The sequence below is a fragment of the Corynebacterium sp. HMSC034B08 genome, from assembly GCF_001835805.1.
Taxonomy (GTDB): Bacteria; Actinomycetota; Actinomycetes; order Mycobacteriales; family Mycobacteriaceae; genus Corynebacterium; species Corynebacterium coyleae.
This window is the reverse complement of record NZ_KV825969.1, coordinates 148,690-167,637: the sequence shown is the minus strand read 5'-3', so window position 1 is coordinate 167,637 and position 18,948 is coordinate 148,690. Positions and strand designations below refer to the sequence as shown.

Here is an 18,948-nt window from a genome sequence, read left to right as displayed (position 1 = left end):
TCACCTTTCCGCGATGGTCTTTCGGAGTCGCCAGAATTTTTGCTGGAGACGATACCCCTTCGCGCTTTTTACCTTTTTTAAATCAGCTTTTAGGTTGACCATTTCTTGCTTCAACCGAGCGTTTTCTTGCTTCAGTGCTTCAATACTTTGGTCGCGTTTTATGATCCCTTTAAGGAGCCGCTCGTCACGGTCAGCTTCAAATAGCAGATCTTTGTAGGCCTGCTCCAATTCGTCAATGAGCTCACCTACGAACGTTGCGAATCCCTGCTGAGACTCCTCCCTCCCCACAGAAAGTCTGCTTTCAGATCGCTCATCGCTTAGCATTCTCGATACTCTTCCTTCTTCCAAATGTTGGTTGCCCTTTAGGATAAACGGTCCCGAGGGGGTATGAGCACAGAAGCCGTTCGTTCTTGCCGGCCCTATTTGCAGCCCTTCTCCACCAGTAAATCGTTAAACATTCCCACATAAGCTTCGGCGTTCTTTGCCCAAGTATGCTCAGCTGCCCAATCCACCAAGGGGCGCGGATCCGGCGGACTTTGGAAAATGCTTTTGATAGCACAAAGATACCCTGAAACATCACGTCCGTTTACATAGGTGGCTAAATTTCCGGTTATGTATCTAATCGCCGGTAGATCACTGGCTAGAACCGGAGTCCCTACGGCCATTGCTCCTAACGGTTTAAGTGGAGTAATGTCCCGACAAACATCAATGTCCAGCCGTGGAAGCACAAAAGGTCCAACGCTGTATACCATTCCCAGATCGTTTCGGCTGGCTGGCGCCCAGCAAAGATGACCCGTTCGGCAATCGAGAGCCCATCGGCCATTTTCTTCAAACGCGGGAGATCGACACCGTCTCCTACGATCAACACGTTCAAGCTGGGATCAAGACTCGCCAGCTCCAGCAGAATGTCAAGTCCCTCGTATGGGACAACTGACGTTACGGTTCCAATAAGTTTTCCTTCAGGCAAGCCGAGATTTTGCTTAGCCCGCGCACGGGATGAATGCTGACCGAAAGCATCCGGCGAGACGGCGTTAGGTATCTCATAAATGCTTTGTCGGCTGACACCTTCTTTCAAAAGACGATCGGTGATTGGGGCGCCGAGTGAAACAACTGCGTCTGCTGCGCTTGCGTATAAGGCCTCTGGTTTTTGCGACCGCACATATCGTTCAGAATTCTTGGCCTGGTCTTGGTGTTGCTTAGGCACTTTTGAAAGCCAGGTATCCTCGAGCCGTCCCCGAACTTCGTAGACCCACGGGATATTCGCACACTTTGCAGCTCGATGCGCAACTATCGCATTGTGAAAGTCGGTTGTCGCCACAATCAAATCCGCGCACATGTCCTCTGCGATCTTTGCTACTCGCTCGGTCATATATTTGGTTTGCTTTTGTGGCGAAAAATGAAAGCGACTGGGAATGATGTTCGTATATTCGACACCGTCGAATATTGCCGTCTCGGCATTCGGAATCACACCGACTGTGGCGGGGTACCCGTAACGGGTAACAACTCGAACGTTTACACCGCAATTTGCCAGGGCTTTCGCAGTTTCGTGGGTTCGAAAAGTGTAACCCGATTTTGTGTACGGAAGACTATTAGTTGCCAGCAGCAACACTCTCCAGGGGGTACTGGAGGATCGACTCGATGTTAAGAGACCATCACACACATGAAATTCAGGTACGCAGTGCTGCGGCTCCAAGTGCAAAAAGTACCTTTCCCTCCTTACACCTGAAAGTGCAAATGCATGCGGAGCTCTACGGCACAGGGGCATTCTTTGGACCGCTGATTCAAACTCAACGTAGCGCCCCTGCTCGACTAGATCCCGATGGGGTAGCCTCTCCCAAAATGCTTTGAGTAATATTTGAGATCGTCTCAGCTGCCGTTGTCTAGCCCACTCGCGAAGGTTAGAGATAAAAGTTTTCGGCGATGTAAACAGCCGAAACGCGACGAAACCAACTACAAATCTCAAGCAGTTTACCTGCTTAGCATTAACACTGGTTTTCACTAATCGCTCCCAAAAAACGTTTCAACCGCATCGGCACCACTTCCTCCCTTTCATGCCTCACCCATTCAGCGCCTTTTGTCCCCACTTCAAGTAACGAGCGATTCTTTGCGAGATTCATCCATACGGCAGCGAGTGCTTCCGGATCCTCCGGTGGTACAACATGCCCTGCTTCTAGCCCAACGATAAGTTCAGCCGCTTCCCCGGCCACTACAGCTGTGATATGTTTTCCGACCTCCATAAGTTCATAAGTTTTGGAAGGAACTGTTCTAGTCAGAGGTTCCCAGTTGGTTAGGTGGACTAAGGCGGTATCCGACCACTCATAGAAGGACGCAAGTTGGTCCGATGGATGGCGCGAGATAAATTCAATCGGCAAACCGTCGGATTCGGAGATTTCCCTCAATAGAGGCTTCGCAGGCCCAGCCCCTACGAAACGGAGCCTTATGTTTAGGCCTCTTTGTTGGGCGATTCTTACTGCTTCTAAAGTATTTAGCAGATGCTGGGCTCTGCCCAGGGTCCCCGCATAGAGGACCCGAAACTCTCCAGAACGATTAACCCGGGCCACTGACTGACGAGGCTCAGAATCAGTTGGAAAAACATTTCTGATTGTGGTTATACCTTGAGCACCGCGTTCCAACTTATCCGCCAACTGCGACTCTAAGTGTTGCGATGTGACAATAATGCCGTCAGATTTCGCAAGAACCCGATTTAAGAACGACCGAACTAGAACCCGCATTAGTTGAAGAGGACCACGGCGAAAGAAGGCTTCCCTGGCAGATCGCTTACCGAGCCCCTCGTTCCACTCCCCTGACTGATCCAACAGATCGGGCCACGCGTCTCTGAGGTCAATCACATAGGGTTTTTTGTATACCTTTGATAAGGTGTAAGCCACGAATGCCGTAGGAATTGACGGAACGGTTCCGATCAGAAGCTGCGGGCTGAATTCCGCTATAAGATCTCGCGACCGATAGGCTTCAAACAGCATCCCAAGGGAAATAGAGGCCTGATTGATGATTTTTCCGGTGATAGAACTATCGGCCCTGCAGGACTTACTGCGGAGGATCATCTCCCCAGACTGTCCGACCTCTGGCGTTCTCAAATCTGTGTCGCATCGATTCGCCCTCGAGCGCGATTTGTCTCGTTGACGCCCTTTTTCCCAAGGTGAAATAACCATAAGCTCATGGCCTTGTTCTGCAAGGACCGACGACAGCCATTGCCAGCGCCGGGGTGGAACCCCGTTAGTCGGTGCCCAAAACTGCGAAAACACGAGAATTTTCAAGCCGAGCTCCTACAGTCATCCTCTTCTAAATATTCTGCCCAGTCTAGCCGACCCTCAATTCACGCATAAAAAGGATGTCGAAACTCGAGCAACGAGCAGATCAGTACGAAATCAGCCAAAATTCCAACCTGATCCTTACCCAACTCCCCTCGCTATGGGGTTGGCGCGAATAGGGTATCAAGTCTACCGCACCGAACCCCTCCCCCAATAAATTAGCTAGATATCTAGCTAAACCGCGTCAGGGGTAAAATCAGCCAACCGCTTGCCAACTCCCACCAACTCAGCAATTGCAGCAACGGATCTTTCGGCTGCATTACCGTCGCCATATGGATTAACAGCATTGGCCATTGCTCCATAGGCAGCAGATTGGTCAAGCAGGTTTCTTGCCTCAGCCACAATACGCTGGCGTTCGGTGCCGACAAGTTTCACGGTTCCAGCCACGACAGCTTCGGGGCGCTCGGTGTTTTCCCGCATCACGAGGACAGGCTTGCCAAGCGACGGAGCCTCCTCCTGCACGCCGCCGGAATCAGTGAGCACCAGGTAGGCACGGCTCATCAATGCTGTGAACTGGTCATAGGGAAGCGGGTCCGTGATGATGACGTTCGGAAGATCCTCAACTTCCGGGAGAACAGCATCGCGCACCTTCGGATTGAGGTGCAGCGGCAACGCAAAGATGTGGTCTGGGTAGGACTTCGCGAGGTCTTGAACAGCCCCACCGATTTCTTTCATCGCAACGAGGTTTTCGCGGCGGTGGGTGGTAACGAGGACGAGCTTTTCGTAGGAGTTCCGGAGCTCTTCGAGTCGCGGATCCTCGAACTTAACGTCCCATTCCGACGCGGCCAGCAGGGCGTCAATGACGGTGTTACCCGTAACGACGATGTCCTTGGAACGGAAGTTTTCCCGGCGTAGATTCTCGCGCGATTCATTCGTCGGGGCGAGGTGGAGGGAAGCAATCTGGCCGATGATCTTTCGGTTAGCTTCCTCAGGGAATGGCGAAAAGATGTTTCCGGTGCGCAGGCCGGCCTCGAGATGGACAATCTTCACACCCTTGTGAAAACCAGCCAGCGCCGCCACCATCGCCGTTGAAGTGTCACCTTGGGAGATGATGACGTCCGGCTGTTCTTCCTCGATAATCGGGTCAAGCCCCTGAATTGCTCGGGCCACCAACTCGTTGAGAGTTTGCCCCGGCTTCATCAGCGCCATGTCATGGTCCGGTGTGATGCCGAAGCGTTTATTCACCTGCTCCAGCATCTCGCGGTGCTGGCCGGTCGAGACCACGACCGATTCAAAACGATCGTCGTTCTGGAGCGCACTAACAACCGGAGCAACCTTGATAGCCTCCGGGCGGGTGCCGTAGACGGTCATGATTTTGGCTTGTCCGACATAGGTTCCTTAAGGGTCGTTCGTCACAGGGATACTCTCTACAACTTAGTACAGTACCGTTACTCAAGTGTGCCGACGGCAAACACCCCACCCCTCCAATCCGCTGTACCCTGACCACCATGTACCAATACGTTGTCGGGGCCGCCGCCGGGTATGTGCTCGGCACGAAAGCCGGCCGGAAGCGCTACCACCAGATCGTCAACGCCGCACAGGCTGTCGCCAACTCACCGGTGACCAAACAGGTCACCGCCTCCGCTCGCCGGGCTATCGCAAACAAGATTGACCCGGAGCCGCGTATGCGCGAGGTTAAGGACCTGCGCAAGGGCAAGAAGATCCGTGGCGGTTCGGAAAAGCAGATCGAGGATACGATTTACGAGCCGGATCAGGATTAGGCCAGCCCGGCAACAATCCCGTCCAGTATGTCCTTTTCGCTGACGATAAAGCTGGTGGCACCGACTTCGCGCTCAAGGGCATCCATCAGCTGCTCCACCACAGTGGATCCGGAACCGATCACGTCCGCGCGGCCGGGGTGCACCACCGGATTCTCTTGGCGTTGCGCTGCGGTCTTTGAACGCAGATCCGCAGTCACCTCTCGCAGACGATCAAACGGGATCTCGGACATGTGAATCCGCTCGGGATCATAGGATGCCAGGTTCTGTGCGATTGCGGAAAGGGTCGTAAACGTGCCGGCACAGCCCACAAATGTTTCGGCTTCAGCGAATGGCACCGTCTGCGCTGCTTCAGCGATTCGCTCGTCAATGTAGGCACGGGCCGCAACCGTTTCCTCTTCAGTCGGCAGATCTGACCGCATGAAGCGCTCGGTAATGCGCACGCAACCCATCTGGGTAGAAACTGCGTGCAATTGGTCAGCGGTCTGCATGACGAATTCGGTCGATCCGCCGCCGAGGTCTATCACGCAGAACGGCCCGCGTTCCGCGTCAAAGTCTGCCGTGGCACCGGCAAACGACAGGGCCGCTTCTTCCTCGCCAGAGATCACTTCGGCTTCTGCGCCGGGCTGGATCTTGCCCAGGAGTTCTCGGGTCATGGCGAAGAAATCCTCGCGGTTGCCCGCGTCGCGAGTAGCGGAGGTAGCCACCATGCGTACGCGGGTGACGTTCTCGCGCTGCATCTCGTCGACATAGTCCGCGAGTGCTACGCGGGTACGCTCGATGGCTTCTGGCGCGAACGTGCCGGTCTCGTCGACACCTTGGCCGAGGCGCACGATGGTGTTGCGACGGCACACTTCACCGGTTTCGGTGTCGTGGATGAGCAAGCGAATCGAGTTGGTGCCGCAGTCTACGGCGGCAACGCGGGTCACTGCAGCCCCTCCCCTGCTTCAGCAAGTGTGATGCCGAGATCCTCAAGCGTCGGCCAATCCTCCGGAATCGCGGTGCCGCGAAGATTGCCGTGTTCCGCGGCGAGGGCGACCGCCTCGGTGCCGAAGCGGACGCGCTCCGGGCCTTCGGCGAGTGCGTAGGCGATGAGCACGTGGAGGCACTTCACTCGCTCCGGCATACCGCCGCCGGAAAAATCGGTGCCGAGATCCTCGATGGCGTTGCGCTCTGCGAGGAAGTGTTCGTGGGCGGCCTGGTAGTCGCGTCGTAAAGCTTCGCCCTCAGCGGTATCAGCGTTGAGACGGGTTTCCATCCACTTCATCACCTGAGCTACCTCGAGGCGTGACGCTTCGGCGGTAAGACGCGGATCGGTGAGGTAGTAGAGGGTGGGGAACGGGGTGCCGTCGTCAAGTTTTGGCGCCGTTTTCACCACAGCCGGCTGATTATCGGGGGTGGTGTAGGCAATCGCGAGGACACCGCGCGGGGTGCGGCCGAGCTGCTCAGCAACAACGGCGAGCTGTTCATCGGTGGGAGGAGTATGCATGAGGCCCATTGTTTCACGAACCACAATCCATCACGGCGTTGAAGGGGTTGGCTGACCCGGATTGAAACACCTCGAGGTTATTTGTCATTATTTAACAGACTGCTCCTCGAGAAAGGTTGACTAATGAGCGTTCCTGCGTTGCATCCCGGCGCGCTACCAACCCCTGAATTCCCGTTGGTGTCAACCGGCACTGAGACCCGCCATTTGATGCCGCCTCCCCCACTACACAGCGCACATACGGTGGCTACAGCCGGGTTCATCCAGGCAATAACTCGTATTCTGAAGAACGGCCCGCTAACAGCAAGCCCCGGCGTGTACTGGACCGAAGACCAGGTGTTGCACGCAGCTGATGGCACGGTGATTGCCCATAATCTGGACGAGCTTGCCCAAATTGTTCAGGCGCTAGGACTGAGCGATGGTGCGCGGGTGGAATGGTCGGCAGTTAACCATGCAGAACTTGCGTCGCGAATGCTGGCGAAGAGTCGGGAACTCGGGTTTATCGGCTAGTAGCTCCTCGCTACTGCGCGGGAGCGTCGGGTGCAGGCGCTTCGGCGGGAGCCTCGCCGGCTGGTTGTTCGGGGGCTGCGGGCGCTTCCGGTTGCAGGGCGTCGGGTTGCGGTGCATCTTGCTCGGGCGCATCGGCATCAGTCTCGGATTCAGGCGCCTCTGCTTCGGGGATGTCGCGGAGTGAATCCCACAGCACCTCGGACCACTCGCGATCGTCCGGGATTTCGTCGGCGGCGGTGGTGAGGTTGTCGGGGGCGGACATGCGCGGATCAAGGATGCGCCAGACGGTCTCCCCCTCTTCCACTACACCGAGGCGACGACGTGCTTCTTGGCGCATGAAGGCATCGTCTTCGTACATGGCGATGTCGCTTTCAAGCGCCTGCTTGCGTGCCTCGAGGCGTTCGATGGACTCCTGGGCGCGGGCGATCTCGGCGCGGCCTTCGTAGTAGTTGCGCAGGGGTGCGGCGATGGCGAGGAGGACGAGCAGGACGACGCTGATCAGGATGACCACGCTGGCCATGTCCTGCTTTGGAAACACGCGCGCCCGCCTCGTGCGGGAGCGTTGCTTGCGCTCGCGGGCACGCTCGGCACGCTCCGCGTCGCGGCTGGCGACGGGCACCGTGTGCGACTTGCGGGGATGTGGCGGGCGCTTCTTCATAGGTAATCAGTCTAGATGCGCTTGAGGATTTCGCGGACTGCGGCGCGGCCAGCGGAGCGGTCGCGGGGGGTCGTCGATACGCCCGCTACAGCGCTCGGCGGTCGCGGCCTCGACAGTGAGGCAGGGGAACATGATGCCCAATATGTACGGGTTTATCGCCAACTTCGCGTGTCGGGATCCCACCGGGCTGCGGAGAGTTCTCCAGCAAGCGTTGGGCTGAGCACTTCCGATGCAAACGCAGTCGCCTGAGCGAAATCGTGGTACTTCACGGGCAGACCGTAATAGGTTTCCGCACGTCTGGGATACTCCTTCTCCCACGACAGTGGCACCCACATCTCCGTCGGGATTTCGATTCTCCGTCGCCGCGCTTCATGATCACACGCGCTCTTCAGGTCCTTTGCCGAAAATGGCTGAGTGAGCAAGATAGTGATGATGTCAGCCAGATCGTGGTAACGATTGCTATCCCCACTGCGGTGTGGTTCTCTCATCGCGCAGATCTTGTCTGCGAGTTGGGATTCAATGGCAGTGGCGTAGACCGAAACGGGTTCGAGATTCTCAGAACTGATCTTACCGAGAGTCAGATCAACCTCTACTCGTTCGTGAGGTTCTTGAGTATGACGCTGTTCGGTGAGATCCAGACTAAAAGCCTGGAACACAACCACCCCCATCATCGCGTCGAGCGACACTTCATAGGTCGGTCCCTTATAGCCGTCGCTGCTCCCTATCCGCTTTTGCTGCACATTCCTCACCCGGTAAGTCAGCGGGCCCTGCCCTGGGCGTTGAGCGATCTGTCTGATCTCGGCTTCAATGCTCGCTAGCGGTCCCAATTCGGCGACTCGAGCGAGATCAATATCGGCGGTTGTGCGCCCCTCGCCGTTACGCATCAATAAAGCAGCCCCACCCTTAAGCACCCACTCATCGGATCCCGTCTGAAAGACTCGCTCCAGAAACCCCTCAAACGCGATCTGGTAGCGAATTAGATCGCGAGGCAGTCCTCGGTCTCTGGACCACTTCGCGATGGCCTGGTTGAGCTTCTTTTGCCGCTCTTTACTATCGCGCTTACTTGTCACCATTACCCCTCATCCTCATGTAATTCTCGACCGATTTCTCGAGAGAGTCCAGATACCCCGAAATTGCCCTCATGCTCTCTTGGTAAGCCCGCAGAGCTTCGGATTCGGTCATCCGATCTGCTGCTACTCCAACCCCATGCACGAACCGATTGCGCCGCTCAACGATGTCCTCTAGAGAAGCCGCTACCTCGTTTAACTCCAAGACCAATTGCATACCCGCCTTAGCCCCATATGCGCGCGCCGCAGGCTCCAGCTCGTTTGCCAACTCATCGATTCGCACGTTCTCCTTCCGCAACGCATCTGCAACAAGATCAGCCAGATAGTCTCGTTCGATCCCCGCTTCTGCTAGGTCCGCTACGGTGCGGGTGACGCTTGTCACCGGCAGTCCATCCACCGACACAATGTCCTCCTCAGGAAGATCACGACGGGTGCGGATGCGGACTCCTTGCTGCCGCGTCTGCTTCGTGCCGCCGGTTGAAAACGTGAACTTCGGCGGAATCAAACGGCCGATCCCGTGGATGAGAGCAGCCGACTCGTGCGAGACCACCACGGGCTGTTCGTCCTCCCAGCGCTCGTCGATGAACTTCTTTGGCTCGAGAGATAGCCACGCCGCCCGAATCTCATCGTGGGGTCCACCCTGATGGGACGGCAGCAGATAGACGCCATGCCGCGCTCGGTCAAGATCACCGCGCTCCACGAGGCGGGACAGCTGCAGGCGTTCAATCCCCTCCCGTCCCGCTTGGCCGGTGGTGACGATCCCCCACTGGTCGGAGGCGACCATCTCTAAGGTCGCTAACACATCTGCACGCTTCACCGACCCCTCCTTTTGCGTTTGTATCCGTGATTGCGGACAATTGTACCATTCAAGGCGATACAATCGTCCGTTTGTTTCGATACAAACGTCAGATTTGGACATAAAGAAGCGGCCCCGCACCGGAGACGGGGCGGGGCCGGGCCGTAGTGGTGAGCTACTGCCTACTTCTTAAAGCGCGGGAAGGCGTCGCGGCCGGCGTACACGGCGGCGTCGCCAAGCACCTGCTCAATGCGCAGCAGCTGGTTGTACTTCGCCACGCGCTCGGAGCGAGCCGGGGCACCGGTCTTGATCTGGCCGCAGGACAGGGCGACGGCCAGATCCGCGATGGTGGTGTCCTCGGTCTCGCCGGAACGGTGCGACATCATGGTGCGGAAGCCGTTGCGGTGTGCCAACTCGACGGCGTCGAAGGTCTCGGTGAGGGTACCGATCTGGTTCACCTTGACCAGCAGGGCGTTTGCGGCGCCCTTCTCAATGCCTTCGGCGAGGCGCTTCGGGTTGGTGACAAAGAGGTCGTCGCCGACGATCTGGATCTTGTCGCCAAGCTTCTCGGTCAGGGTGACGTAGCCGTCCCAGTCGTTTTCATCCAGCGGGTCCTCGATGGAGACGATCGGGTACTGCTCCACCAGGTCCGCGTAGACCTGGATCATCTCCTCGGCGGAGTGCTGGCCGCCCTCGAAGTTGTAGGTGCCGTTTTCGTAGAACTCGGAGGAAGCGACGTCGAGGGCGAGCGCGATATCGCTACCAAGCTTGTAGCCCGCCTTCTCCACAGCCTCCACGATCAGGTCGAGTGCGGCCTTGGTGGATTCGACGGACGGGGCGAACCCGCCCTCGTCGCCAAGACCCGTGGACAGGCCCTTGGACTTAATCACGGACTTCAGCGCGTGGTAGACCTCAGTGCCCATACGCAGTGCCTCGGCGAAGGTCTCCGCACCGATCGGGGCAATCATGAACTCCTGGACGTCCACACCAGAGTCGGCGTGTGCGCCACCGTTGAGGATGTTCATCATCGGCACCGGAAGGGTGTGAGCGTTCGGGCCGCCAATGTAGCGGAACAGCGGCAGCTCGGCAGCCTCAGCGGCAGCCTTCGCCACAGCCATGGACACACCCAGCAAGGCGTTCGCGCCCAGGTTCTTCTTGTTGTCGGTGCCGTCGAGCTCGATCATCGTGTTGTCGATCAGACGCTGATCATCCGCCTCAAACGCGATCAGGGCATCCGCGATGGTCTCGTTGACGTTCTCAACCGCCTTGAGGACACCCTTGCCGTCGTAGCGGTCGTCGCCATCGCGAAGCTCGTGAGCCTCATGCTCACCCGTCGACGCACCCGACGGCACCGCAGCCTGGCCATGCGAGCCATCAGACAGCAGCGCCTCCACCTCCACGGTCGGGTTACCGCGCGAATCCAAAATCTCGCGAGCAAAGATGTGCATGATGTCAGCCATGAGTTCTCCTTAACGTGGATATAGGCGTGGAAAATGACTTGGCGAAAAATTCCGACAACAAGTCTAGCCGTTGCCCTACCGGTGGGCAGGCTGGTTCATGGCATAGTTCGCGGCCGCGTCGCGCACACGGGCGAAATAGTCGCTGGACTGGTTATACGCGTAGATGGCCTGGGTCCACCCCTCCTCGGTGGCCAGGTCGCGGGGTGTGCCGCCGGAATTGCACAGAAGGTTCGCAGCACCTAAGGCGGCGTCGTCGATCTGCTGGGGGTTCGGGGTGCCATCGCCGTTGGCGTCGCGACCAAAGCGCGCCCAAGACTCCGGAATAAACTGCATCGGCCCGACTGCGCGGTCAAACTCCGTGTCGCCATCCAGTTGACCCTGGTCGGTGTCCGGAACCTTGGCAAAGCCGTCCCCGTTGAGCTGCGGGCCGATGATGGGTGGTTGCGGGTAGCCGTTCTCGTCCAGTTTGGAGTAGTCGAAACGGCCGCCGTAGGTGCCGTGGCGGGTCTCCACCCAACCGATGCCGGCAAGCGTGTTCCAGGTCAGGTTGCAGGTGGGCCAAGCCTCCTCGGCGATCAGCGCGGCGTTGGCGTAGGCGCGCACGGCCTGGCCGGACATGTTCGTGGCCTCGCCGATGCTTTGCGACCAGTCAAAGAGTTGGTCGGAGGTTCTGCCGGGCGCGTGGACGTTAATACGCGGGGGCGCCTCTGCGGCCGCAGGCGGGACCGTGAGCGGGGCTTTTTGCTTCGGCTCTGTCGTGTCGAAGTTGAAGGCCGAGAGCAGCCACGCGATAAGCGCGACGACAAGAATAACGGCCGTGGCCGCGCCGAGAATGCCCACGCAGCCACAGCCGCGAGCAATGCGTCGCGGTGTGATCATGGGCGCAAAGTGTACCGGGCGCGGTTACCGCGCCGTGCGGGGGTTAGGCGGTGCCAGAAGTTACAATTTTCACACAAACCACAACAATCACAGCTGTAACAGTTATGATGCTGTGCGACCTATCAAACTTCCCCGAAAGGACACCCCATGCGCCGCATCACCGCAGCACTCGCAGCAGGCCTCATCGCCGTCACCGGTTTCGCAGGCACCGCAACCCCCGCCAAGGCACAGACCCTCGAACTCGTCCGCCTGCTCAACGGCAACATCGCCACCACCAACTGCGACAGCCTCCGCACCGGCCTGACCGCCACCCGCATGGTGAACAAAGACACCACCCGCAGCCAGCTCGTCATGAACCTCAACACCGTCGTTGGCGACGACGCAGCGCTGCGCCTCGTCTCCGCAAGCACCGTCGGTGCGGTTGCGGACCGTGCGCTGGAGTGCGGCATCGTCAAGCCAGACCCGGTCACCCCGCTCGACCAGCTCTTCGCCGGCTCCTCCCAGATGTCCTCCAAGGCAGGCCTGCCGGACATCCGCACCCTCATCCCGGCACTGCCGGCTATTCGCTAGCCTTCCCCTCGACCCACAGACGGTCCTGCGTCCCCTTATCCACAGGCCCGTCTGACCCGTCGAACAAATACGGCGCACGGCGGCGCATCTTATCGACGAACGCCCCCGCCACATCCCCAAACCCAAAGGCACCCCGCTCGTCGGCAATCTCCGCATGGAACAACACCTGCAGGAGCAAATCCGACAACTCCTTCTTCAGCTCCGCGTCGGGTGCCTTTGTGCGAATCGCATCCGCGACCTCACCAGCCTCCTCCGCCAAAAACGGCAGGAGGCTTTCGTGCGTCATCTCCTGTTCCCACTCACCCCGGCGTCGCGCCTCACGCATCGTCTCTACAGCCTGCAACACAGGATCCTCGAGGGAAGGGACTTTGATCAGGGTGGTGGCGTCGTCGTCAAGCAAACGCTCCGCGAACTTCGGATCCGTAGTTACAATCCAGTGGCCGTCGCCGTCTGCGACATCCAACGCCCAACGCACCGACACCGGCACCTCCGGCGAAAACTCCACACGACCACGAATCTGGCCAGCGAGGTTGAGCGGGATCATGTCGGGCCAACGGGCATCCAGAAGCAACACGGTCGCAGTCATGAAGGGAAGTCTAAGGCCTCTATGATGGAGCGCATGACTCAGATCGCCGAAGCACTCGAAACCATCAAACCCAACGCCCAAGACGCGCTACAAGACTCCGTCACCTTCTCCCCCATCCGCTGGAAAACTGGCTGGCCCCACCACCTCCGCCGCGTACCGCCCTTCCGCGACGACGCCACCGCCTCCATCACCCGCGCCGAAGTCTTCTCCTTCGCCTCGGATGTCCGCTCCTCCGACTTCGCACGCGAGCAGATCATCGACTTTTTGGGCGCCTGCTTTGCCTACATCGCCGGCCAATCCAACCAGGTCATGCAAATGCAGGCGTTCCTGCGCAACAAGGGCAACGCTTCCAAGTTGCTCGGCGCGATCCGCAAGCTTGGGGGGCTGTCGCCTGTCGACGCCTACGCCTCCTTAATCGCGACCGGCCTGGCGCCGAAGTACGCCTCCGCCGTGGCGTACTTCCTGGCGGGTGAGCAGGACGCTGCTGGTGCTGCTGCTTCGCCGGATGGTGCTGCTGCACCGGCGATCATTTGCTCCAACCGCGCACGTCTGGCCGGCCTGGCGAAGGACGCCGACTGGACCGCCGACGAATACAAGGAGTACCTCGACGCCTTGACCGCTGCTCGGGACGCTTACGACTCCTCGCTGCCACTGGACGCGGTTGAGTGGGCGTTGCGGGAGTTTGCTCGTCGCGAGGCAAAGTAGCGCTGAGTTTTTGGGGGTTTCTGGGGCTCGCGGGGCTTGCCTGTCGGGCCCCGCGCAGGGGGTACATATGTCGCTCGGCGAGCTTAGGGGCAAACCCGAACTCGCCGGGCTTTAGTGTTGGTGGGGGTTAAAGGGACACCTGCTGATTGCCCTCCCTCACACATAAAAATACCCAGTACCGAGTTCCCGGTGCTGGGCTGAATGCAAAGTGCTCTGACTTACTTAATCGGATAGACCTGCGTGCCTTCAGAGTTCTTCAAAAGCAAACCTGTCTGCGCAGAAAGAGCAACAGGAAGATCCTCGTCATTAAGCTCGTACGCGAACTGAGCAGTCACCTTACCGCCTGGCTTCACCGTGATCTGGTCTGCAAGATCATCGGTGTAGAACAGTGCCGTCCGCAAATCATGGCGGACATTTTCGTCTTCCTGTTTTGCACTGAACGTCGTAAGCCATGCCGTAATGGTGTCAATCTCACGCGCACGTTTGTTGGTGAACTCGTAGGTGAACACAATCACTGGCTTCGAACCGAACAGATTCTTACGGCCACCCGCTGGAACAACGTTTACCTTTGTAATCTCAAAACGGTACTCATGCGAATCGAAAATGTTGTTCTCAAATTTTCCGGATGGCTTCTCCGACGTTGACGGTGCGGGTTTTGCCGCGGTGGTCTTTGTTGCCGTAGTGGTTGGCTTAGCCGTGGTAGACGGAGTCGGGCTGGCGCCATCTTCACTGGAGCCGGCACCAACGCCAATCAGGGCAAGCAACAGAACTACCACACCGATGATGGGACCTGCCAGCTTGAGGAGCTCTTCAGGCTTGTTTGGGAGCTTGAAGTCCATCAGACTTCCTTTCAAGAACCATTGAGGAGCCCCTGTGGCACCTCGCCGAATTATGACTTTAGCCTGACAGTCCATCCATTGACCAGCTTTCATCAGCGACGGTCAACCAGTCGAGTTGCTGCGTACTACCTGGGAAACTCCAACTGGCAAATAGCCCAACCACTTGAGGAACACCCCCACTAGAGGATCTGCCAGAACTCCAAGGACGGGCAGTCTTGCTTCGCACTAGTGGCGCTTCGGGGCGATGCAAGATGTTGCAGGGCCGGGGGATCCGACCTGCACGGAGTGTAAAAACCGGCAGGTGAAAGTGTGGGGTTTTACACAAACGAAATAAGTAAAGCGGGGCGTTGGGGCCTAACGCCCACGGAAGGCGCGGTCGTTGAGGTCCCTGCGGGCCTGCTCCAACGCAACCAGGTCAGAGAAGAGGGCGTTGTAGGCCTCTTCGTCGTCAGAGGGGCGCATGCGCTGCAGCTGCGCCTTGAGCTGGGCGATCTGCTCGCCGACGCGGGTCTCCTGCAGGCGGGAGAGGACGGAGTCGGCGTATTCGTCGAGGTCGTCGGCGTGAATGGGTTCGACGGCGAGTTCGGAAACAAAGTTGCGGCCGGAAAGATCGCGCATCTCACCGGCGACGGCAGCGATCCAGGAGGCGCCACCGTCGGGGGCAGAGTCGGTGGAGCTAGATCCCGCGGGCCCTGCGACAGCAGCGGCACCAGCGGAGCTAGCGGCACCAGCGCCCACACCGTCACCCGCGCGGGCGCAGCCGCCAGCGGCGGTGATGGCCTCGCGGACCTGTTGGTAGGCGTCGTTGGTGAAGGCGTCCGGGTTGATGCCGTCGAAGTAATTGCCGGCCTTCGACGGGTGCTGCAGGGCGATCTTCAAGGCTTCGCGCTGGGGCCACAGCATTGGGTCGTCGGGGCGCGGCGGGATCAGCAACTCCGCCTGGCGTCCGGAGGAGTCCGGGCCGGCGGCGGCCTGACGGGCGGCAAGGGAGACGCGCTGGCGCTTCTCCTTCTTCGGTTTCTTCGCCTCGGCGCGGACCTGTTCCAACACTTCGTCGGGGTTGGGCCAACCGACCCAGCCAGCGAGGCGGCGGGCGTATTCCTGTTGGAGCACTTTGTCATCGATGGAGGCGACGACGGGGACGGTGCGTCGTAAAGCTTGGACGCGCCCTTCGGCGGAGTCGAGGGAGAAGTTCTTCAGCAGGGACTCGATGACGAACTCGTAGACGGGGATGCGGGAGGCGACGAGGTCTCGAAGCGCGCTGTCGCCCTTCTCCAGGCGCAGGTCACAGGGGTCCATGCCGTCCGGGGCGACGGCCACAAACGACTGGCCGCCGAACTCCGTATCGGTGTTGTAGGCGCGCATCGCAGCCTTCTGGCCAGCCTCGTCGCCGTCGAAGGTGTAGATCAGTTCGCCGCGGAAGAAATTATCGTCAAGCATCAGGCGGCGGATCAGGCTCATGTGCTCGGAGCCGAACGCGGTACCGCAGGTGGCCACGGCGGTGGTCACGCCGGCGGCATGCATGGCCATCACATCGGTGTAGCCCTCCACCACCACTGTCTGGTGCTGGGTGGCAATGTTGCGCTTCGCCTTATCGATGCCAAAGAGCACCTTCGACTTGTGATACAGCATCGTGTCGGAGGTGTTCATGTACTTGCCCATGGGGTCGTCGTCGAAAAGTTTGCGCGCGCCGAAACCGATCGTGTTCGACGCGGCATCCTTAATCGGCCAAATCAGGCGACGGCGAAACTTATCAATCGGCCCGCGTTTGCCCTGGGAGGAAATACCGGCGTCGATGAGTTCCTGGACCTCAAACCCCTTGCGCAGCAGGTGCTTCGTCAGCGTGTCCCAACCGTCGGGGGCGTAACCGCACTCGAAATCCATGATCAACTCGCGCGAAAACCCACGGTTGAGCAGGAAATCGCGCGCGACCTTCGCCTCAGGCGTTTCCAACTGCTCGCGGTAAAACTCGTGCGCCGCCTTATTCGCTGCCAGCAGCCGCTGGCGCGTGCCCGGCTTCACATCACGCGCACCCGTAGAACCGCCCTGGTAATTAATGCGGTACCCAATCTGGTCCGCGACCGCCTCCACGGCCTCAGGGAAGGTCAACTGCTCCATCTCCATCAGGAACGAGAACACATCCCCGCCCTTGCCCGTAGAGAAGCAGTGGTAATACCCGTGAGCAGGGCGAACGTGGAAACTCGGGGTCTTCTCGTCCTTGAACGGGCTCAGGCCCTTCAGCGAATCGTGCCCGGCAGGCTTCAACTGCACATACTCGCCCACAATCTCGTCGAGCGGTGCGCGCTGACGGATAGCCTCAATGTCGCTATCCGGAATTCTGCCCCTTGCCATGGCGCTCATCGTAGCGTGTGCAACGATATGGGCCTATGAAGCGCCCGATTGTCCTGCTGACCTGCCTCGCCCTGAGCAGTTGCGTATCGACGACCCCCTCACCCACCCCGGCACCAACCAGCGCCGTGTCGTCCAGCGCGACCGCCTCGGGGCTGCCGGCGTGCGGCTCGCTTCCCGACGAAGCCTGGGACACCGTCGACCTCATCGAAGCCGGTGGGCCTTTCCCCTACCCCGCCAACGACGACAAACGCTTCGGCAATTACGAACGCGTCCTCCCCCAGGAGTCCCGCAACTATTACCGCGAGTACACCGTGGACACGCCGGGGCTACGCCACCGCGGGGCGAGGCGCATCGTCACCGGCGGCGCTGGCGGCAATGCGAGGGACATCGAGGCCTGGTACTACACCGACGACCACTACGAATCCTTCTGCGAAATGGAGGTCAACTGATGAATCCGATCTTTCTCGCCAACCCGGTCCACACGCTTGAGGACCTCGCCCGCGGCATCCTCACCGCCGCCTACGGCCCCAAAGACGCCGCCGACCGTCCCGTGCCCACAAACCTCGACGCGCTCGCCGACCTCCTGCGGGAAACCCAAGTGAAACGGGTGGTGGTGGCTTCCTGGAGGGTGGAGGGGTCGTCGACAAGCAAAATGCGCGCAGTGTTTGAGGATGAAGGGGTCGAATTGGCAGCTTAGGGGCAAACCCGAACTCGGAAATGTCCACTATATTGTGCACGCGAGGGGTTCCCAACGCAGCCGCCAGGCGCGATACTGGCTTGCATGGGGTATGCAGAAATGGCTCACCTTCGGGGGTTGAGAGCAGATTTTGACGAGCAAGCCAACGCGCCCAGCGCGAACCCGCGCTATGTGACGCGGACAACCACCGTCGAGAAAGAATGGTGGCAATCGCTCCCACTGCGCGACCAAATGCTGGTCCGCGGTGCGGGAGTCTCGCGCGACAGTCGCAAAGCGATCCTCCTCGGTCGCTGGGCCGCAGTGCAACACGGCATGTGGATTGGGCCATTCACCGACTGGACCGTCGATGTCGCACTACCGTCCGGAAAACCGCCCGCCAAAAGCAAATGGCCCTATCTGACACGATTCCGCTCAGTGCCCGTGCGTGACGACGAAACCATCACCGCGCACAACATCCGCTACACCGACCGACTCCGCACCTACATCGACCTGTTCCGCTTCGGCACCATCACCGACCAACTCACGGCAACCGATTGGATTCTGACGCACTACTCACGCCGCAAAGTGCACGATTACATCGACGGGTTCGAAGGTTGCCGGCCCGAGATTCTCAAACGGGCGCACAGAATGGTCGCTGGTGTGACACCGCTGCCCGAGTACCGGTACAGCCTCGCCCGCGCCGTCCTCTCCTCACACCGGATTGACTGTTACCCGGTGTTCCTAAAACCATGGGTCACATCCGGGCCTCTAATTGTCGACTGCGGCGGGATGCGCAACATCGCCATCATCATCGACGACGCCACCGGTTCCGACTTCGACTTCGGTTTCCCCGAAGACACGCGCGCCTCCTGGACTTCGCACCACAACTTCCCGACAGTGCGCTGGGACTTCTCAGATCTGTTCTTCAGACCGGACCTTTTCATGAATGAAGTAGGCCGGGCGCGTAATGCCGTCATATATAAGCACTCGCTGCCAAAGTGGGAGTGGTGAGGCGGTCGCCGGCTGTGTGAGCGCGTTGTGTGGGCGGTGTGTGAGCGCTGTTTGAGCGCGGTGAGGCGACCGCCCTGAGGGGTGGAAGGTGTCCGATTGGCAGCTTAGGGGCAAACCCGAACTCGGATGCGCGGCACGACCACAGTAGACCGCAGTGGAACGCAGTGAAGGCCGGTAGGAATCGCCGTCGGTGCGAGTTCGGGTTTGCCCCTAAGCTCACTTTTCGCACATGTGCACCCCGGCGTGGGATGTGGCCGGGCGTGGGCGCTCCGGGGTGGAGGGGTCGTCGACAAGCAAAATGCGCGC

At 59.3% G+C, this 18,948-nt stretch carries 21 protein-coding genes; 7 read left to right on the top strand and 14 right to left on the bottom strand.

Features of this window, described 5'->3' with window-relative positions; all coding sequences use genetic code 11:
* The 4 genes from HMPREF2656_RS10145 to wecB form a co-directional block, all read right to left on the bottom strand.
* Nucleotides 1-324: a hypothetical protein gene (locus HMPREF2656_RS10145; protein ID WP_070816607.1), complete on the bottom strand. Its 324-nt coding sequence runs from the start codon at nt 322-324 to the stop codon at nt 1-3.
* Between the two features lie 346 nt (nt 325-670).
* Nucleotides 671-1,765 (bottom strand): glycosyltransferase, encoded by a 1,095-nt coding sequence (locus tag HMPREF2656_RS12585; RefSeq protein ID WP_083319510.1) that lies wholly within the window; start codon nt 1,763-1,765, stop codon nt 671-673.
* Between the two features lie 217 nt (nt 1,766-1,982).
* Entirely contained in the window at nt 1,983-3,275 is a 1,293-nt protein-coding gene (locus HMPREF2656_RS10135) for a glycosyltransferase family 4 protein (RefSeq protein ID WP_070816604.1), read from the bottom strand.
* A 228-nt stretch (nt 3,276-3,503) separates the two neighbouring features.
* Nucleotides 3,504-4,640 carry a non-hydrolyzing UDP-N-acetylglucosamine 2-epimerase gene (wecB, locus tag HMPREF2656_RS10130; RefSeq protein ID WP_070816602.1) on the bottom strand — a complete coding sequence of 379 codons (1,137 nt, stop codon included), beginning with the start codon at nt 4,638-4,640 and terminating at the stop codon, nt 3,504-3,506.
* Nucleotides 4,641-4,777: 137 nt separating this feature from the next.
* On the opposite strand from wecB, the gene HMPREF2656_RS10125 reads away from it, so the two are divergent.
* Nucleotides 4,778-5,050 carry a hypothetical protein gene (locus HMPREF2656_RS10125; RefSeq protein WP_070816601.1) on the top strand — a complete coding sequence of 91 codons (273 nt, stop codon included), beginning with the start codon at nt 4,778-4,780 and terminating at the stop codon, nt 5,048-5,050.
* Here the strand turns inward: HMPREF2656_RS10125 and HMPREF2656_RS10120 are convergent.
* Both HMPREF2656_RS10120 and HMPREF2656_RS10115 read right to left on the bottom strand, forming a co-directional pair.
* A complete protein-coding gene (locus tag HMPREF2656_RS10120) occupies nt 5,047-5,976 on the bottom strand; it encodes a Ppx/GppA phosphatase family protein (RefSeq protein WP_070816599.1) in 930 nt (309 codons plus the stop codon). The two genes, HMPREF2656_RS10125 and HMPREF2656_RS10120, sit on opposite strands and share 4 nt — an antisense overlap.
* Nucleotides 5,973-6,536, bottom strand: coding sequence for a DUF501 domain-containing protein (locus HMPREF2656_RS10115; protein WP_070816643.1), 564 nt, complete (start codon nt 6,534-6,536; stop codon nt 5,973-5,975). Before HMPREF2656_RS10115 ends, HMPREF2656_RS10120 begins: the two co-directional genes overlap by 4 nt.
* Before the next feature lie 123 nt (nt 6,537-6,659).
* Between HMPREF2656_RS10115 and HMPREF2656_RS10110 the strand changes: the two genes are divergently transcribed.
* Nucleotides 6,660-7,043 carry a hypothetical protein gene (locus tag HMPREF2656_RS10110; RefSeq protein ID WP_168167558.1) on the top strand — a complete coding sequence of 128 codons (384 nt, stop codon included), beginning with the start codon at nt 6,660-6,662 and terminating at the stop codon, nt 7,041-7,043.
* A gap of 10 nt (nt 7,044-7,053) precedes the next feature.
* On the opposite strand, the gene HMPREF2656_RS10105 is transcribed toward HMPREF2656_RS10110, so the two are convergent.
* From HMPREF2656_RS10105 to HMPREF2656_RS10085, 5 genes are all read right to left on the bottom strand, one after another.
* Entirely contained in the window at nt 7,054-7,701 is a 648-nt protein-coding gene (locus HMPREF2656_RS10105; protein WP_070816596.1) for a septum formation initiator family protein, read from the bottom strand.
* 152 nt (nt 7,702-7,853) lie between these two features.
* Nucleotides 7,854-8,774, bottom strand: coding sequence for a nucleotidyl transferase AbiEii/AbiGii toxin family protein (locus HMPREF2656_RS10100; RefSeq protein WP_070816594.1), 921 nt, complete (start codon nt 8,772-8,774; stop codon nt 7,854-7,856).
* A complete protein-coding gene (locus tag HMPREF2656_RS10095; RefSeq protein ID WP_070816592.1) occupies nt 8,761-9,585 on the bottom strand; it encodes a type IV toxin-antitoxin system AbiEi family antitoxin domain-containing protein in 825 nt (274 codons plus the stop codon). Before HMPREF2656_RS10095 ends, HMPREF2656_RS10100 begins: the two co-directional genes overlap by 14 nt.
* Before the next feature lie 161 nt (nt 9,586-9,746).
* Nucleotides 9,747-11,024 (bottom strand): phosphopyruvate hydratase, encoded by a 1,278-nt coding sequence (eno, locus tag HMPREF2656_RS10090; RefSeq protein WP_070816591.1) that lies wholly within the window; start codon nt 11,022-11,024, stop codon nt 9,747-9,749.
* A 75-nt stretch (nt 11,025-11,099) separates the two neighbouring features.
* Complete coding sequence (locus HMPREF2656_RS10085; RefSeq protein WP_070816589.1) at nt 11,100-11,903, bottom strand: lytic transglycosylase domain-containing protein; 804 nt, start codon at nt 11,901-11,903, stop codon at nt 11,100-11,102.
* A gap of 147 nt (nt 11,904-12,050) precedes the next feature.
* Between HMPREF2656_RS10085 and HMPREF2656_RS10080 the strand changes: the two genes are divergently transcribed.
* Complete coding sequence (locus HMPREF2656_RS10080) at nt 12,051-12,473, top strand: hypothetical protein (RefSeq protein WP_070816587.1); 423 nt, start codon at nt 12,051-12,053, stop codon at nt 12,471-12,473.
* Here the strand turns inward: HMPREF2656_RS10080 and HMPREF2656_RS10075 are convergent.
* Nucleotides 12,463-13,059, bottom strand: coding sequence for a MazG nucleotide pyrophosphohydrolase domain-containing protein (locus HMPREF2656_RS10075; RefSeq protein ID WP_070816585.1), 597 nt, complete (start codon nt 13,057-13,059; stop codon nt 12,463-12,465). The two genes, HMPREF2656_RS10080 and HMPREF2656_RS10075, sit on opposite strands and share 11 nt — an antisense overlap.
* 33 nt (nt 13,060-13,092) lie before the next feature.
* On the opposite strand from HMPREF2656_RS10075, the gene HMPREF2656_RS10070 reads away from it, so the two are divergent.
* On the top strand, nt 13,093-13,764 hold the full coding sequence (locus HMPREF2656_RS10070; protein ID WP_070816642.1) for an 8-oxoguanine DNA glycosylase OGG fold protein: 672 nt from the start codon (nt 13,093-13,095) through the stop codon (nt 13,762-13,764).
* Between the two features lie 218 nt (nt 13,765-13,982).
* Here the strand turns inward: HMPREF2656_RS10070 and HMPREF2656_RS10065 are convergent, their stop codons facing one another.
* Both HMPREF2656_RS10065 and dnaG read right to left on the bottom strand, forming a co-directional pair.
* A complete protein-coding gene (locus HMPREF2656_RS10065; RefSeq protein ID WP_070816583.1) occupies nt 13,983-14,603 on the bottom strand; it encodes a DUF5067 domain-containing protein in 621 nt (206 codons plus the stop codon).
* Nucleotides 14,604-14,957: 354 nt separating this feature from the next.
* A complete protein-coding gene (dnaG, locus tag HMPREF2656_RS10060; RefSeq protein WP_070816582.1) occupies nt 14,958-16,955 on the bottom strand; it encodes a DNA primase in 1,998 nt (665 codons plus the stop codon).
* Between the two features lie 35 nt (nt 16,956-16,990).
* On the opposite strand from dnaG, the gene HMPREF2656_RS10055 reads away from it, so the two are divergent.
* The 3 genes from HMPREF2656_RS10055 to HMPREF2656_RS10045 all read left to right on the top strand — a co-directional run bounded on the left by HMPREF2656_RS10055 (nt 16,991) and on the right by HMPREF2656_RS10045 (nt 18,642).
* Nucleotides 16,991-17,404, top strand: a complete 414-nt coding sequence (locus HMPREF2656_RS10055) for a guanyl-specific ribonuclease (RefSeq protein ID WP_083319506.1) — start codon at nt 16,991-16,993, stop codon at nt 17,402-17,404.
* Nucleotides 17,404-17,652 (top strand): hypothetical protein, encoded by a 249-nt coding sequence (locus HMPREF2656_RS10050; RefSeq protein ID WP_070772145.1) that lies wholly within the window; start codon nt 17,404-17,406, stop codon nt 17,650-17,652. The genes HMPREF2656_RS10055 and HMPREF2656_RS10050 overlap by 1 nt, the downstream gene beginning before the upstream one ends.
* Before the next feature lie 117 nt (nt 17,653-17,769).
* A complete protein-coding gene (locus HMPREF2656_RS10045) occupies nt 17,770-18,642 on the top strand; it encodes a hypothetical protein (protein ID WP_141761066.1) in 873 nt (290 codons plus the stop codon).
* The last annotated feature ends 306 nt before the right edge of the window (nt 18,643-18,948 follow it).

Coding starts and splice junctions, on each gene's coding strand:
- HMPREF2656_RS10080 (WP_070816587.1), top strand. CDS start 12,051: ATGCGCCGCATCACCGCAGCACTCGCAGCAGGCCTCATCGCCGTCACC.
- dnaG (WP_070816582.1), bottom strand. CDS start 16,955: ATGGCAAGGGGCAGAATTCCGGATAGCGACATTGAGGCTATCCGTCAG.
- HMPREF2656_RS12585 (WP_083319510.1), bottom strand. CDS start 1,765: ATGCCCCTGTGCCGTAGAGCTCCGCATGCATTTGCACTTTCAGGTGTA.
- HMPREF2656_RS10110 (WP_168167558.1), top strand. CDS start 6,660: ATGAGCGTTCCTGCGTTGCATCCCGGCGCGCTACCAACCCCTGAATTC.
- HMPREF2656_RS10055 (WP_083319506.1), top strand. CDS start 16,991: ATGAAGCGCCCGATTGTCCTGCTGACCTGCCTCGCCCTGAGCAGTTGC.
- eno (WP_070816591.1), bottom strand. CDS start 11,024: ATGGCTGACATCATGCACATCTTTGCTCGCGAGATTTTGGATTCGCGC.
- HMPREF2656_RS10125 (WP_070816601.1), top strand. CDS start 4,778: ATGTACCAATACGTTGTCGGGGCCGCCGCCGGGTATGTGCTCGGCACG.
- HMPREF2656_RS10145 (WP_070816607.1), bottom strand. CDS start 324: ATGCTAAGCGATGAGCGATCTGAAAGCAGACTTTCTGTGGGGAGGGAG.
- HMPREF2656_RS10115 (WP_070816643.1), bottom strand. CDS start 6,536: ATGCATACTCCTCCCACCGATGAACAGCTCGCCGTTGTTGCTGAGCAG.
- HMPREF2656_RS10100 (WP_070816594.1), bottom strand. CDS start 8,774: ATGGTGACAAGTAAGCGCGATAGTAAAGAGCGGCAAAAGAAGCTCAAC.
- HMPREF2656_RS10105 (WP_070816596.1), bottom strand. CDS start 7,701: ATGAAGAAGCGCCCGCCACATCCCCGCAAGTCGCACACGGTGCCCGTC.
- HMPREF2656_RS10075 (WP_070816585.1), bottom strand. CDS start 13,059: ATGACTGCGACCGTGTTGCTTCTGGATGCCCGTTGGCCCGACATGATC.
- HMPREF2656_RS10065 (WP_070816583.1), bottom strand. CDS start 14,603: ATGGACTTCAAGCTCCCAAACAAGCCTGAAGAGCTCCTCAAGCTGGCA.
- HMPREF2656_RS10050 (WP_070772145.1), top strand. CDS start 17,404: ATGAATCCGATCTTTCTCGCCAACCCGGTCCACACGCTTGAGGACCTC.
- wecB (WP_070816602.1), bottom strand. CDS start 4,640: ATGACCGTCTACGGCACCCGCCCGGAGGCTATCAAGGTTGCTCCGGTT.
- HMPREF2656_RS10070 (WP_070816642.1), top strand. CDS start 13,093: ATGACTCAGATCGCCGAAGCACTCGAAACCATCAAACCCAACGCCCAA.
- HMPREF2656_RS10085 (WP_070816589.1), bottom strand. CDS start 11,903: ATGATCACACCGCGACGCATTGCTCGCGGCTGTGGCTGCGTGGGCATT.